14 protein-coding genes are annotated in these 13009 nt (G+C 71.3%); 9 read left to right on the top strand and 5 right to left on the bottom strand.

The annotated features are described in order from the left end of the window. Positions 1–18: 18 nt before the first annotated feature. Entirely contained in the window at positions 19–606 is a 588-nt protein-coding gene (locus ACIRQP_RS01075; protein ID WP_403881427.1) for an ATP-binding protein, read from the top strand. A 25-nt stretch (positions 607–631) separates the two neighbouring features. Here ACIRQP_RS01075 and ACIRQP_RS01070 read toward each other — a convergent pair whose 3' ends face one another. The 3 genes from ACIRQP_RS01070 to ACIRQP_RS01060 all read right to left on the bottom strand — a co-directional run bounded on the left by ACIRQP_RS01070 (position 632) and on the right by ACIRQP_RS01060 (position 4125). Further along, complete coding sequence (locus ACIRQP_RS01070) at positions 632–1285, bottom strand: response regulator (protein ID WP_403881424.1); 654 nt, start codon at positions 1283–1285, stop codon at positions 632–634. Positions 1286–1289: 4 nt separating this feature from the next. Continuing rightward, the gene (locus ACIRQP_RS01065) at positions 1290–2756 is read right to left on the bottom strand and encodes a sensor histidine kinase (RefSeq protein WP_403881421.1); all 1467 of its coding nucleotides are present in this window, start codon (positions 2754–2756) and stop codon (positions 1290–1292) included. Positions 2757–2859: 103 nt separating this feature from the next. Then, positions 2860–4125, bottom strand: coding sequence for a hypothetical protein (locus ACIRQP_RS01060; protein ID WP_403881419.1), 1266 nt, complete (start codon positions 4123–4125; stop codon positions 2860–2862). 262 nt (positions 4126–4387) lie between these two features. Here ACIRQP_RS01060 and ACIRQP_RS01055 point away from each other — a divergent pair, with 262 nt between their 5' ends. The 7 genes from ACIRQP_RS01055 (at position 4388) to ACIRQP_RS01025 (ending at position 9028) form a co-directional block, all read left to right on the top strand. Next, the gene (locus ACIRQP_RS01055) at positions 4388–4819 is read left to right on the top strand and encodes a helix-turn-helix domain-containing protein (RefSeq protein WP_403882094.1); all 432 of its coding nucleotides are present in this window, start codon (positions 4388–4390) and stop codon (positions 4817–4819) included. Positions 4820–4833: 14 nt separating this feature from the next. Continuing rightward, positions 4834–5304, top strand: a complete 471-nt coding sequence (locus ACIRQP_RS01050; RefSeq protein ID WP_403881416.1) for a DUF4180 domain-containing protein — start codon at positions 4834–4836, stop codon at positions 5302–5304. A gap of 87 nt (positions 5305–5391) precedes the next feature. Further along, the gene (locus ACIRQP_RS01045; protein WP_403881413.1) at positions 5392–5895 is read left to right on the top strand and encodes a pyridoxamine 5'-phosphate oxidase family protein; all 504 of its coding nucleotides are present in this window, start codon (positions 5392–5394) and stop codon (positions 5893–5895) included. Between the two features lie 196 nt (positions 5896–6091). Continuing rightward, a complete protein-coding gene (locus ACIRQP_RS01040; RefSeq protein ID WP_015607926.1) occupies positions 6092–6295 on the top strand; it encodes a cold-shock protein in 204 nt (67 codons plus the stop codon). Between the two features lie 92 nt (positions 6296–6387). After that, a complete protein-coding gene (locus tag ACIRQP_RS01035; RefSeq protein ID WP_403881410.1) occupies positions 6388–7932 on the top strand; it encodes a DEAD/DEAH box helicase in 1545 nt (514 codons plus the stop codon). A 270-nt stretch (positions 7933–8202) separates the two neighbouring features. Next, the gene (locus ACIRQP_RS01030) at positions 8203–8592 is read left to right on the top strand and encodes a ribonuclease domain-containing protein (protein ID WP_403881407.1); all 390 of its coding nucleotides are present in this window, start codon (positions 8203–8205) and stop codon (positions 8590–8592) included. Positions 8593–8641: 49 nt separating this feature from the next. Next, positions 8642–9028 carry a barstar family protein gene (locus ACIRQP_RS01025; protein ID WP_403881404.1) on the top strand — a complete coding sequence of 129 codons (387 nt, stop codon included), beginning with the start codon at positions 8642–8644 and terminating at the stop codon, positions 9026–9028. A gap of 98 nt (positions 9029–9126) precedes the next feature. On the opposite strand, the gene ACIRQP_RS01020 is transcribed toward ACIRQP_RS01025, so the two are convergent. Together ACIRQP_RS01020 and ACIRQP_RS01015 are read right to left on the bottom strand one after the other, a co-directional pair. Then, positions 9127–10656 (bottom strand): ankyrin repeat domain-containing protein, encoded by a 1530-nt coding sequence (locus ACIRQP_RS01020; protein WP_403881402.1) that lies wholly within the window; start codon positions 10654–10656, stop codon positions 9127–9129. Positions 10657–10720: 64 nt separating this feature from the next. Then, a complete protein-coding gene (locus ACIRQP_RS01015) occupies positions 10721–11623 on the bottom strand; it encodes a hypothetical protein (RefSeq protein WP_403881399.1) in 903 nt (300 codons plus the stop codon). A 363-nt stretch (positions 11624–11986) separates the two neighbouring features. Between ACIRQP_RS01015 and ACIRQP_RS01010 the strand changes: the two genes are divergently transcribed. Continuing rightward, on the top strand, positions 11987–12814 hold the full coding sequence (locus ACIRQP_RS01010; protein WP_403881396.1) for a S1 family peptidase: 828 nt from the start codon (positions 11987–11989) through the stop codon (positions 12812–12814). Positions 12815–13009 lie beyond the last annotated feature (195 nt).

Genomic DNA, 13009 nt, shown 5'->3' with positions numbered 1-13009 from the left:
ATTGGTGACAGCTCGGATATGTCTCCAGTGTGCCCGATAGGGGATCGTAATGACCACCCCTTCCCGACATTCAAACCGCCGAAGTGTGGCTATTCCGTTGGGAATTCAGTAGACGCCATGGGGTCTATTTCGCATGGCCAAAACGGAGAGGTGCTCACCATGGTGATGGAAGGCCGGCCGGACATCAGCCATCCCAACTCCCCCTATTACGGCTCCGTCGTACTTCGGTGGAGTCGTCATCCGAGTTGCGTCGGGCTCGCGCGACTGGAGTTGCGTAAAGCGCTTGCCGGATGGGGGCTTTCCGCGCTGGAGGATGCGGCCGTGCTGATTCTTTCCGAGCTGCTCACCAACGCCGCCCGGCACGCCCGAGTATCTCCCGGGCGCGAGATCGAGACCCGCTATGTGCCGCGTCCCGACGGGCTCCGTATCGAGGTGCACGACGCGTCGTCCGAGCAGCCGAGGCCACGGGTGCCCGCGCCCGATGCCTGTGACGGGCGGGGGCTCGTGCTCGTGGAGGCGCTGGCCGATGTCTGGGGCGTCAGTGAGCGGCACGGGCCCGGGAAGATGGTCTGGGCGCATCTCTCGCTCCCGCCGGCGGCCCCGTAGCCGGCCCGGCCCCCCGAGTGCCGGCTCAGCGGTCGGCGAGCAGCTCCGCGTCGTGGGCCAGGACCGCCGCCTGTACGCGGTTGGCGCAGCCCGTGGTCGTCAGGATCCGGCTGATGTGCGCTTTGACCGTGCCGGCGCTCAAGTAGAGCTGATCGGCGATCTCCGCGTTCGACAGGCCCGTCCCGACCAGCCGCAGGACTTCCCGCTCGGCGGCGGTCAGTTTCTCTGTTCGGCGCTGGGCGGCCTGGGTGTCCCGGGTGGAGCGTACGTGCTGTTCCATCAGCCGCCGGGTGATCCGGGGGGCCAGTACCGGTTCGCCGTTCGCGGCGCGCCGGACCGAGTGGATGAGTTCGGTGGGGCCGGTGTCCTTGAGCAGGAAGCCGCTCGCGCCGACCCGCAGGGAGCGCGTCACACTCTGCGCCTCGCCGAAGGCCGTGAGCATCACCACGTACGTGGCCGGTGAGATGCGCGCGATCTCCTCGGCGGCGGCGATCCCGTCCTTGCCCGGCATCTGGATATCGAGCAGCGCCACGTCGATGGTCCGGTCGCGGCAGGCCGCGACGGCTTCGCGGCCGTCGGCCGCTTCGGCCACTACCTCGATGTCCTCGGCGTTCTCCAGGATCAGCCGGATGCCGGCGCGCATCAACGTCTCGTCATCGGCTATGAGGACTCGGATCACCTGTTCATCTTAGGGCCGCCATTGTCAGGAGAATTATCAGGAAAGTTGCCGTGGGCAGGACGACGAACGCCGCCGCGCAGCCCGCCCCCAACACCCGTGGCCAGGTGAGGACTTCGGTCGACAGGGGAGGGCGGGTTCCCGTACCCGCGGTCCCGTGCCGGGTTGCGCCCGGCTCGCTCGCGGGCGGCGGGGGGACGGCGGCCGGTGGCATTCCGTTCGGACTCGACGGCAGCAGGGCGACCACCCGGAACCCGCCGCCGCGCAGCGGGCCCGCCGTGAGCGAACCCCCGAGCAGGGCGATCCGCTCCTCCAGACCCACCAGTCCGCTGCGGTTTCCGGGCTGTGGGTGACGGCCCTCGCGCGGCGCCTTGTTGGTGACCGAGACCTCGATCCCGCCGGTTCTGCTCCGCACTTCCACGCGCGTGGGCGCGCCGGACGCGTGCTTCAGTACGTTCGTCAGCCCCTCGCGGACCACGCGGTGCATCGACTGGCGCGTGCGCGGGCTCGGGTCGGCCGTGTCGGGGACCGACCAGTCCAGCTCCACCGTGACACCCGCCTTCCGGGACTCCGCCACCAGCGCGCTGATGTCCTCGCGCGTCCCTCGATCCCTTTCCGGCTCCGACGTCGCGTCCTCGCGTCGCAACAGGCCCAGGATGTCGCGGAGTTCCTCCATCGCCGTACCCGCGGTGGTACGGAGCAGCTCGGCCTGCCCGGTCAGCGGCGGGGCCTGACGCGCGGCGGCCATTTCCAGCGCCCCGGCGTGCACCGAGATCAGGCTGAGCCGGTGGCCGAGGAGATCGTGCATCTCACCGGCGATACGGGCACGTTCCTCCATCCGCGCGGCCGTCGCGGTCAGTGAACGGGCCTGCTCCAGATAGGTGTTGCGTTCCCGCAGCAGACTGACCAGGGGGCGGCGCCGCCCGAGCAGCGTCCCGGCGAGCGCGGGGAGCAGGACGAGGAGAACGGCGGAGGCGGCGTTCCCGGCCAGATCCTCCGCCCAGGGGCCGGCCACGCTCAGGATCCCGATGATCGTCAGTACGACGCACACCGCGCAGGAGGTCCCCGCCGCGAGCCACGCCCGGCGCGGTGGCGCGATGCGGCGGGTGGCGGACAGCACGATCAGCGGCACCACCGCCAGCACCCAGATGTTGGGGCCCACCAGCAACGGCCCTGTCGCCGGCACCGCTTGTACCGGCCGGTATCGCCGCAGCGGCATCAGGCACGCCGCGTACAGCGCCTCCAGCACGGACGCCAGCGGCCGGTCGGGGTGCAACAGCAGCAAGGGGATCAGTCCGACGGCCGCCGTCAGGACCATGGCCAGTGTCTCGGCGACGACGGTACGGCGCGGCGCCCGGCGCGCGGCGGCCCACGCTCCCGTCGCCTCGCGCCGTACCGACCGCGCGGCGTGCGCCGTCCCGAGTTTCGCGCGTGACCAGGCCCGCCGCGCACGCTCGGGTCTCAGCCGCCTCACGTCCATCCCCGCTCTCGCCCTCGTCCTGGCCGCTGTCCGGCGGACTTCCGCGCGGCAACGGTAGCGTCGAGCGGAGCGCGGGGTGCTTCGTGGGGCCGCCCCCTCACGCGCTCAGCCGCGGACTCAAATCCGCCTTCAGCGCGGCGATGTCCACGTCCTGGGCGCGCAGCCGCCGGAGGACTGGTGCCTCCTCGTCGTCCGCCGCGTCATCGAGGAGCGCGGCCAGGAGGTGCACCGTTCCGACCGAGGAGGCGTGATGCTCGGACGCGATGAGCCGCGCCGAGGCCACGGTCCGTTCGGCGGTGTCGGAGAGCGATACCTGATCGGATACGGGGAGCGGGACGGTGGCGAGGGCCGACAGGACGAGCGTGTCCGGCCGTACTCCGTGCCTGCGCAGCAGACCCGCGGCCTCGTTGGCGGCCGCGGCCTCGTTCGGCAGCGACCGTCCGCAGAGGGACAGCGCCCGGTCCAGGGCCAGGACGGCGAGGAGCAGATCGATCGGCTCGGCCGTGTTCCGTCCGCACCGTATGGCCCGGCGCGTGGACTCGACGGTCACCGCGAACAGGACGGGCGTGCCGTCGCCGGGGTGCTGGGACGTCCACGCCATCAGCTTGCGCGCCAGCCAGTTGCTCCGGTCCTCCAGCAGCCCGGCCCGGATCAGGACGGTGACGGCCGGGGTACGGGGGCGGTCGGTCGCGGGCGCGACCGGTGTGTCCCGCGCGTCCAGCGCGTCCAGCGCGGTGTACGCCGCGGCCCGGTCCAGCCGGCTCAGTGCGTACGCTTCCCGTGCCCTGCTGTCGGGGAGGTCCAGCAGGGCACGGGCCACATGCCGGGCGTAGACGCCGGGAGACCCCTCCAGACGGGCGAGCCCGAGGGCGAGGAACAGGCAGGCGCGCAGCGCCCCGGTCGGCTCGGGCCATTCCCGCTCGCTGCGGGCGACCGCGGCCGCCGTTTTCTTCGTCTCCGCCGTCTCCGCCGTCTCCGGTGTCTCCGGTGTCTTCGGCGTCCTCGGTGCCTTCCTCGTCTTCCGGGTGCGCTGTGCGGTCTGCCACTGCGCCACGCGCCACGCGGCGGCGACCTCGTGCTCGTCGGCGGGTTCGCCCGAGGTCTCGTCGTCGTGGTCGTCGCGTGCCCATCCGCGCCCCGCCCGGCCGTGGACCAGTCCGCTCAGGGAACCGGCCTTCCGCATACCGGGGGCGATCGCCTCGCCGGCCGCCGAGTCGCCGAGGACCAGAGCGGCGAGCAGGTCCTCTGTGCCCACACGAGGCGACTCGCGTTTGAGCGCCCGGAGGAGCGTCTCCACGAGGAGTTCGATGACGTCGGACTCGAACTCCGTTGCCATGGCGGTGAGTTGTGGGTGGTGCTCCATCGGGCGGTTCCCCTCGGCTGTGGCTGTGGCTGCGGCTGCGGCTGCGGCTGCGGCTGCGGGTGCGGTGGCTGATCCATCCGCCAACGACGCTAGGCGTCCGCCCCGTACCGGTGCATCGGCCGACCGGCCACGCTCGCGGTCCGACCGGCCACCGTCCCTGTCCGACCGGCCACCGTCGCCGTCCGATCGGCAGGGCTCCCTAAACTTCCCTTAACAGCGCAATTAAATGGTAGTTTAGGGAAGGATGAAGGAGTTGGAACCAGTGCCGCAGCAGTACTACTCGGTGGACCAGGTGGCGGAGCTGCTCGATCTCCATGTGCGAACGGTGCGTGGCTACGTACGGGACGGCCGGCTGAAGGCGACCCGCATCGGTAAGCAGTACCGGATCGCGCGCGAGGATCTGGAGGCGTTCACCGGCCGCCCGGCGCCCTCTCCCTCGCTCTCCGCCGGTCGGCGCCACGCGGAGGCATCCGTCGTCGTGCGGATCGACGCGATCGGCCCCGAGGCGACCATGCGTCTGACGAACACGGTCATGGCCGCGATCGCACACGGCCAGGACAGCGGGGAACGCCTGCGCGTCGAGACCGTCTACGACGAGGAACGGGCCGTGCTGAAGGTCATCATCCTGGGCGGCCTGGACAGCACCGCCGAGCTGCTCAAGATCGTCAACGCCCTGATCGAGCAACCGGAATGAACAGGAAGCCGGAAATGAGCGAATCCGCCGAAACTCCCCAGGTCCCCCAGGTCCCCCAGGTCCCCCAGGTCCCCCAGGACTCACAGGCCCCCGAGGACTCACAGGCCCCTCAGGCTCCCCAGACCCTCCAGTACATCCACGACGTACCCGTTCTTCTCTGCGCTCCCGACGGTGCTCCGCTGCGCGGCGAGCGCGAGGCGCTCGACCTCATCGGTGACGCGTTCCACCTCGGCGCGGCCTGGGCCGTCATCCCGGCCACCCGGTTCGAGGACGCCTTCTTCGAGCTGCGCACCCGCGTCGCCGGCGACATCGTCCAGAAGTTCGTCAACTACCGGCTGCGCGTCGCCGTCGTCGGTGACATCGAGCGGCACACGGCCGACAGCGCCGCGCTGCGGGACTTCGTTCGCGAGAGCAACCGCGGCACACAGCTCTGGTTCGTCCCGGACATCGAGACCTTGAGCGCCCGCCTCGGCCCCCGGCCGTAAGAGACGTAAGAGACGTAAGAGACGTAAGAGACGCGGAAGACGTAAAAGGCGACAGAAGATGTCCGGTATCCCGTGTTGGCTGGACGCATGACATTCACCTGGGCCGATTTCGTCTCGGCGGAGCCGCGCTTCGCCGAGACCGTTCAGCGGCGGTTCGAGACGCACACCCACCATGTCCTGGCCACCCTGCGCAAGGACGGCTCCCCGCGCGTGACGGGGCTCGAAGTCACCTTCCGATTCGGGGAGTTGTGGCTCGGCATGATGCCGAATTCACGTAAGGCGCTCGATCTGTTGCGTGATCCGCGCTTCGCCCTGCACGCGAATCCCGGGGAGGGCGCCGAGATGGCGGACGGTGACGTCAAAATCGCCGGCCGGGCGGTCGAGGTCACGGACGAGGAGACGCTCGTGCGGTTCGCGGCGGAGGTCGAACCTCCGCTTCCGTTCCACCTCTTCCGGGTGGATCTCGGCGAGGTGGTGCGGACCGGACTCGACGGTGACGAGCTGGTCGTACAGGTCTGGCGGCCGGACGGGCCGCTGCGCACCGTGCGGCGCGGGTCCGACGACAGTCCGCCCCGCGAGGATCACGGGTGATCGTTGCGTCGGTGCCGGGGCGTGCTAGGCTGACAGCGTTGCAGTTTTGGTACCCATGAACTTTATGTGCGCCTGACGGGAATGTTCCTCAGGCGCATTATTGTTTTTGCCGGCTTCTCCGGATGGGGCTCAATGCGGCGACGAGGAATTCGTAAAGTGCGGATTTCCGGCTCTGCACCTGTTTTAGGAGAATGACATGGCTACTGGCACCGTGAAGTGGTTCAACTCGGAAAAGGGCTTCGGCTTCATTGAGCAGGACGGCGGCGGCGCCGACGTCTTCGCCCACTACTCGAACATCGCCACCCAGGGCTTCCGTGAGCTCCAGGAGGGCCAGAAGGTCTCGTTCGACGTCACGCAGGGCCAGAAGGGCCCGCAGGCGGAGAACATCGTCCCGGCCTAATTTCCGGACGTGTACCTCGCAGCCGGGGCCCGCACCGTGCAGGTGCGGGTCCCGGCTCGCGCTGTTCTCAGGCCCAGGAAGGCTTTTTCCGAATGACTCGATCCGAACGCCCGGCTCGCGCTGCCCGCCCCGCCGGCAAGCGCCCGGTGAACTCCCGCGCGAAGGCGCCCGCGAAGGGCTCGGCGAGGCCGGCCGCCCGCCGCCCCGCCGCGCGCCCGCAGGAGTTCACGCTGCCGGAGACCCTTACCCCCGCGCTGCCCGCCGTCGAGGCGTTCGACGAGCTGGACATGCCCGCGGGACTGCTCAAGACGCTCACCGCCCAGGGTGTGACCACCCCGTTCCCCATCCAGGGCGCCACTCTCCCCAACTCCCTCGCGGGCCGCGACATCCTGGGCCGTGGACGTACCGGCTCCGGGAAGACGCTCGCCTTCGGGCTGGCGCTGCTCGCCCGTACGGCCGGCCGGCGCGCCGAGCCGCGCGCCCCGCTCGCGCTGGTGCTCGTACCCACGCGTGAGCTGGCGCAGCAGGTGACCGACGCGCTCACCCCGTACGCCACCGCCGTCAATCTGAAGCTGACGACGGTCGTCGGCGGGCTCTCGATCAGCAAGCAGGCGGGGTCGCTGCGGCGCGGCGCCGAGGTGCTCGTCGCGACGCCGGGGCGGCTGAAGGACCTCATCGAGCGCGGCGACTGCCGGCTCGACCAGGTGTCGATCACCGTGCTCGACGAGGCCGACCAGATGGCCGACATGGGCTTCATGCCGCAGGTCACCGCGCTGCTCAAGCAGGTCGAGCAGGACGGGCAGCGGATGCTGTTCTCGGCGACGCTGGACAAGAACATCGACCGGCTCGTACGGCAGTACCTGACGGACCCGGTCGTGCACTCCGTCGACCCGTCGCAGGGCGCGGTCACGACGATGGAGCACCATGTGCTCTACGTCCTGGACGAGACGGACAAGAAGGAAGTCACCACGCGGATCGCGGCGCGCGACGGCCGGGTGCTGCTCTTCCTGGACACCAAGCGGTCGGTGGACCGGCTGGTCAAGCGGCTGCTGGCGAGCGGGGTACGGGCCTCGGGGCTGCACGGCGGCCGTTCGCAGCCGCAGCGCAACCGGACACTGGAACAGTTCAAGAACGGACTGGTCACCTGCCTCGTCGCGACGAATGTCGCGGCCCGCGGCATCCATGTCGACGATCTCGACCTGGTCGTGAACGTGGACCCGCCGGTCGACCACAAGGACTATCTGCACCGTGGCGGACGCACCGCGAGGGCGGGGGAGTCCGGCAGTGTCGTGACGCTCGTACTGCCCGAGCAGCGGCGCGAGATGACCCGGCTGATGTCGGACGCGGGGATCGCTCCCCGATCCGCGCGGATCAAGTCCACGGACGAGGAGCTGGCGACGCTCACCGGTGCGCGGGTGCCCTCCGGGGTGGCCGTGACCATCGAGGTGCCGCAGCCGCCGGTCCAGGCGAAGCCGAAGACGCGCGCGTCGCGTCCGGCCAGGAAGAACACCGGCGGGGGCGCGGGCTCGGGCGCCGGGGGTGGCGCGGCCCGTCTCGGCGGCGCCTCGCGCGGCAGCCGCGGACGCCGCGGCCGTCCTGACCGCGGCGCCGAGGGCGGACGCCGCACTGCCGCCTGACGCGGCAGCGCGCGGGTCGCTCGGTGGGTCCACGTACGACTCCGTAGGTCCACGTACGACTCGGTGGGTCCGTGTACGAAGAGGTTCACGTACGAAGAACGGAAGCCCGGTACGGCGCTCGGCGCGCCGTACCGGGCTTCCGTACATCCCGTGCCGAGGGCCGTGCCGGGGTGTACGGGGCGCTACGGCGGCGGGCCGGTTGGTTAACTTCCCGGAAATTCCCCTTGGTTGGCATTGACGTGTACGCGTCTACGCGCGTCATCATGGGGCATGCGAATTCCCCCACGGATCGCCACCCTCGGTGGCATCGCCGCTCTTGCCTCGACCCTCCTCGTCGGCGGGGTCACCGCCACCGCCACCGCCGCCCCCACCGCGGTCGGCAGCATCTGCTACTCCAGGCTGCCGGTTCAGGCCCACGACACCCTCGACCTCATCGACCGGGGCGGACCGTACCCGTACCCGCAGGACGGCGGCGTCTTCCAGAACCGGGAAGGCATCCTGCCGAGCCAGTCGAACGGCTACTACCACGAGTACACCGTCAAGACGCCCGGCTCCTCGGACCGCGGCGCGCGCCGCATCGTCACGGGCAACAGGGCCAACGAGGACTACTACACCGCCAACCACTACGCGTCGTTCTCGCTCGTCAACTACGGCTGCTGACCAGCCGCTGACCGGTCGTTGACCGCAACCGGAAGGTAACCTCCGTCCCATGACGGTGACGTATGTGATCGACGGGGCGGAGGTCACCGACCTCGAACGCTTCTGGCAGGTGATCGGCGCGGCCGTGAACGGACCGGGCGGATACTTCGGGAGCAATCTCGACGCGCTCGCCGACTGTCTGCGCGGCGGGTACGGAACGCCGGACGACGGTGACTTCGTCATCGAATGGCGCCGGCACGAACTCTCGCGCCGCGCACTCGGCCAGGAGGAGACCGTGCGTGCGCTCCAGCGGCGGCTGGAGCGTACGCACCCCGACAACAGGGCCGCAGTCCAAGGGCGGTTGGACGCCGTCCGGGCGGGTGGCGGCCCGACCGTCTTCGACGAACTGGTGCAACTGATCGAGGAAGAGGCGCCCGGGGTGCTCCGGCTCCTCTGATCCACCACGCCGGCGGATCTCATCCATGTCGGCGGATCTCGTGCATGCCGACGGACCTTGCCCATGCCGACGGACCTCGTCCATGCCGGCGGACCTCGTCAGCGGCGGCGCGGGAGTGTCCGCTCCAGGCGCCGTCGCTCCGGGCCGTGCGGTACGTACCGCACGGCCTCCAGCGCTGTCCTGCGCGCGTATCCCTCCGGGTCCTCGTCGCCGAGGATCCGGGCCAGCGCGTCGACCGCGCGCGGGTCGCGGCGGGCCGCCAGCCCCTTGGCCGCCTCGGCGGCCGTGCCCGCGTCCGGCTCGTTCAGCCGGGCCGCCAGCGCCTCGCGCAGCTCGCGCGTGTCGGCGTCCAGGCCCGCCAGCGCCACGACCGCGCGGTCCCTGACCGACGCGTCCACGTCCCCGCTCAGCAGCGTCAGCGCGCCTACCGCGTCGCCGTCGTCGCCCGGTACGATCCCGGTCAGCGCGAGGGCCGCCCGGCGCCGTACCCCGGAGTCCGGGTGGCCGGTGTGGCGCAGGATCTCCGGGAGCGCGGCCGGGTCACCGTACTGGCCGAGCGCCACCACGACCGCGCGGACCAGCTCCGGCTCCACGGCCCGCCGGGACAGTTCGCGCAGCAGCGGCACCGCGCGGGCGGCGAACGGACTCTCCCCGTCCGCCGCGCCCAGCCGCGCCAGCACATCGGCGGCGAAGGCCCGCCGCAGCGGCTCGTCGCCCGCGCACCACGCGGCGGCGGCCTGGAATGTCTCCTCGTCGCCGCGCTGCCAGAGCGCGGACACCGACTCCGTCCAGTCGTCCCGGCCCGGGTCCCCGCAGCGCAGCGCCCGCGCCGCCAGCTCCCCGTACGGCGTCGGAATGCCCAGCTCCGTTTCGAGTATCGTCGCGACGGCCGCGTGCCCGGTCTGCTGCTCGCGGCCCGCCACCGGCTCGCCGTCCCGCAGCAGTTCGACGACGACGGTCTCCGAGCCGTCCTCCGCGATCCGGCGCACCACCGTCTCGTAACCGTCGCCGTACGCGCTCAGCAGCCCGGTCCGCAGCTCCTGTTCCACATCGAGGGTGAGCCAGCGCCGCGCCTCGGCGAGCGCCGCGTCGCGCGTGCGCGCGTACACGCCGTCGGGCGCGCCCGCGCCGTAGCGCAGCAGGACCCGCACGGCGGGCGCGGAGCCCCGGCGGGCGGCCAGCACCAGTGGCGGCTCGCCGCCGGGGCCCGGCAGATCGGGGTCGGCGCCGTACTCCAGCAGCGCTTCGACCGTGTCCGCGAAGCCCTGCACGACCGCCCAGGCGACCGCCGTGAAGCCGAACTCCTCGCGGCCGTCGGGCGGGGCACCGGCGGCGAGCAGCGCACGGACGACCTCGGTGTGCCCGCCGCAGGCCGCCCCGCACAGCGGCAGATCGCCGCCGTCCCGGCCACTGGCCCGGCGGGGGTCGGCGCCCGCCGTGAGCAGCAGCCGTACGAGCCCTGGCTCGTCGCTGACCGCCGCGCGGTAGAGGATCGTTTCGCCTTCCCTGTCGGTCGACTCGGCGGAGACACCGGCGCGGAGCAGCCGCACCACCGAGTCGTCGGCGCCACCGCCCACCGCCGCGAACAGCTCGGCGACGCCCGTGCCCGCTGTCGGCTCATTCGTCATGCTTCGACCCTACGTTCGCCCGGCTCGCACCGTCGTCCCGGATACGGGAGGGGGACCCGTCCGCTCAGGTGTCGCAGTCCAGCACGCTCGCGCACAGTCCGCACCGCGCCCGTACCCGGCCGCGGACCGGCACCCGGATGCGCTGGAGGCAGGTGGGGCAGGGGAACGAGACACGCAGACCGTCCGGCAGGTGCTCGAAGGAGTACGGCGCGTACGGCGCGACGGGGGCCGGCGCGGCGCCCGGGTTGTCGAGCGCGTAGCGGCGGTCCTTGGCGTAGCGGTGCCGTCCCGACCAGCCGGCGGTGGTCAGCGGCGGCTGCTGCTCGTCCCGCAGCGACTGCGCCCGGCCTTTCGTATACGACGTGTAGCCCTGTGGGCTGGTGAACCAGATCCGCGGGTCCTCGTCGAAGACGAGCGCGCGCTTGGCCAGGACGTAGCCGAACTCCTCGGGGGTGAGATAGCCGAGCTTCTGGCTGGAATCACGGTCCTCGCGGTAGGCGTCCAGAAGCAGCCAGCCCGCGCCCAGATAGGTCGTGGCGGTGTCGGTGAGGATCTCGTTGTCGCGGGTGCCGGGGAAGGAGAGACCGAGGCGGTGCAGCAGGACATGGGTGATCTCGTGGGCGAGCGCGGCGCCGATGTCCCTGCGGTGGGTACGGAACCGGTTGTTCAGCTCGATGAAGTACTCCGGCCCGGCGGTCAGCTCGACATTCGCCGCCTGCTCCATGTCGCGGAAGCTCACGATCACGCGCGCGTCCGGCAGCCGCAGCTGCTGGACCAGGGCGTGGGCCACGCGCTGGGTGCCCAGATAGAGATCGTCCACATCGGAGAAGGCGACATCGGCGGGGGCCACGCTGGTGGCGTACGCGCGGATCCCGTCGGCCGAGAGCCGCCGGTAGAGCGCCGTGATGGCCGCGCGCGCCGTGTCGAGGTGCGGATAGCCGTGCTGGACCTCGCCGCCGTTCGTCACGTCCGTACCCCCTGCGTCCCGCGGTCCCGCGTTCGAATCCCCCCGCGCGGGACGGCCGAGCCCGCTCGTGCCAACTGTACGGGGGCGCCCCGGGCGCCGGAGGGGCACCGCCCGGCGGGTGCGTCCGATCAGCGGACGGGGCGTCTGACCGGTGGACGGCACGTCTGCTCCATGGACAGCGCGTCCGATCAGCGGACGGTGGCCGACAGGCGGCCCTGATGGATGGCTGAAAGCAGGTTCTTGTGGCGTGGCTGATCCCCTCCGCATAATCCGGATCACGCTTTCTTGTCGGGCTCATGCCAGCGCGCAATGCGACGCGCGTTGACCGGAACCCGCCCTGTGCGCGAATCCCTCAAGCCCCCCATGAAAGGCAGACCGTTGAGCATTCTGGGTGTCCTCAAGAGAACCGCCGCCGCCGGCGCGGTCGTGCTCGCCGCCATCAGCCTCCAGCCGTCCTCCGCGTCCGCCGCGCCCGCGCCGGTCGCCCCCAAGACCCAGGCGGCGGCGCCGCTCGCACCGCCCGTCGTCGGCGGCACCCGCGCCGCCCAGGGCGAATTCCCCTTCATGGTCCGGCTCTCCATGGGCTGTGGTGGCGCGCTGTACTCGCCGACCGTCGTGCTGACCGCGGCGCACTGTGTGAGCGGATCCGGCAACAACACCAGCATCACCGCCACCGCCGGTGTCGTCGACCTCCAGAGCTCCAGCGCCATCAAGGTCAGGTCCACCAAGGTGCTCCAGGCCCCCGGCTACAACGGCGCGGGCAAGGACTGGGCGCTGATCAAGCTCGCCGCGCCCATCAACCTGCCGACCCTGAAGATCGCCACCACCACGCAGTACAACACCGGCAACTTCACCGTCGCCGGCTGGGGTGCGGCCACCGAGGGCGGCGCCCAGCAGCGCTACCTCCTCAAGGCCACCGTTCCGTTCGTCTCCGACGCCAGCTGCAACGCGTCGTACGGCGGCGAGATCATAACGGGCGAGGAGATCTGCGCCGGGTTCGCCCAGGGCGGCACGGACACCTGCCAGGGTGACTCGGGCGGTCCGATGTTCCGCAAGGACAACGCCGGAGCCTTCATCCAGGTCGGCATCGTGAGCTGGGGCAACGGCTGCGCCCGGCCCAACTACCCCGGTGTCTACACCGAGGTCTCGACCTTCGCCTCCGCGATCGCCTCGGCCGCGTCGACCCTCTGACGTGACCTGGTAGAACTTCCGGGCCTAGGACTTCCGGGCGGGGCAGGTGGCTGGACGCGTCGGTCCAGCACCTGCCCCGCCTTTGTCCGCCCGTCGTCCGTCCGGCTCGTCGTCCGGCGGGGTGTGGGAGACCGTTGGGGCGCGGGAGACCGTTGGGGTACGCCGCCGGGACCGGCCCCTCCCGCGGTCAAGCCC

This window comes from Streptomyces sp. NPDC102274 (assembly GCF_044766385.1).
Classification (GTDB): domain Bacteria; phylum Actinomycetota; class Actinomycetes; order Streptomycetales; family Streptomycetaceae; genus Streptomyces.
Note: the sequence above shows the minus strand (reverse complement) of the source record. Positions and strands in the feature narration are given on the sequence as shown.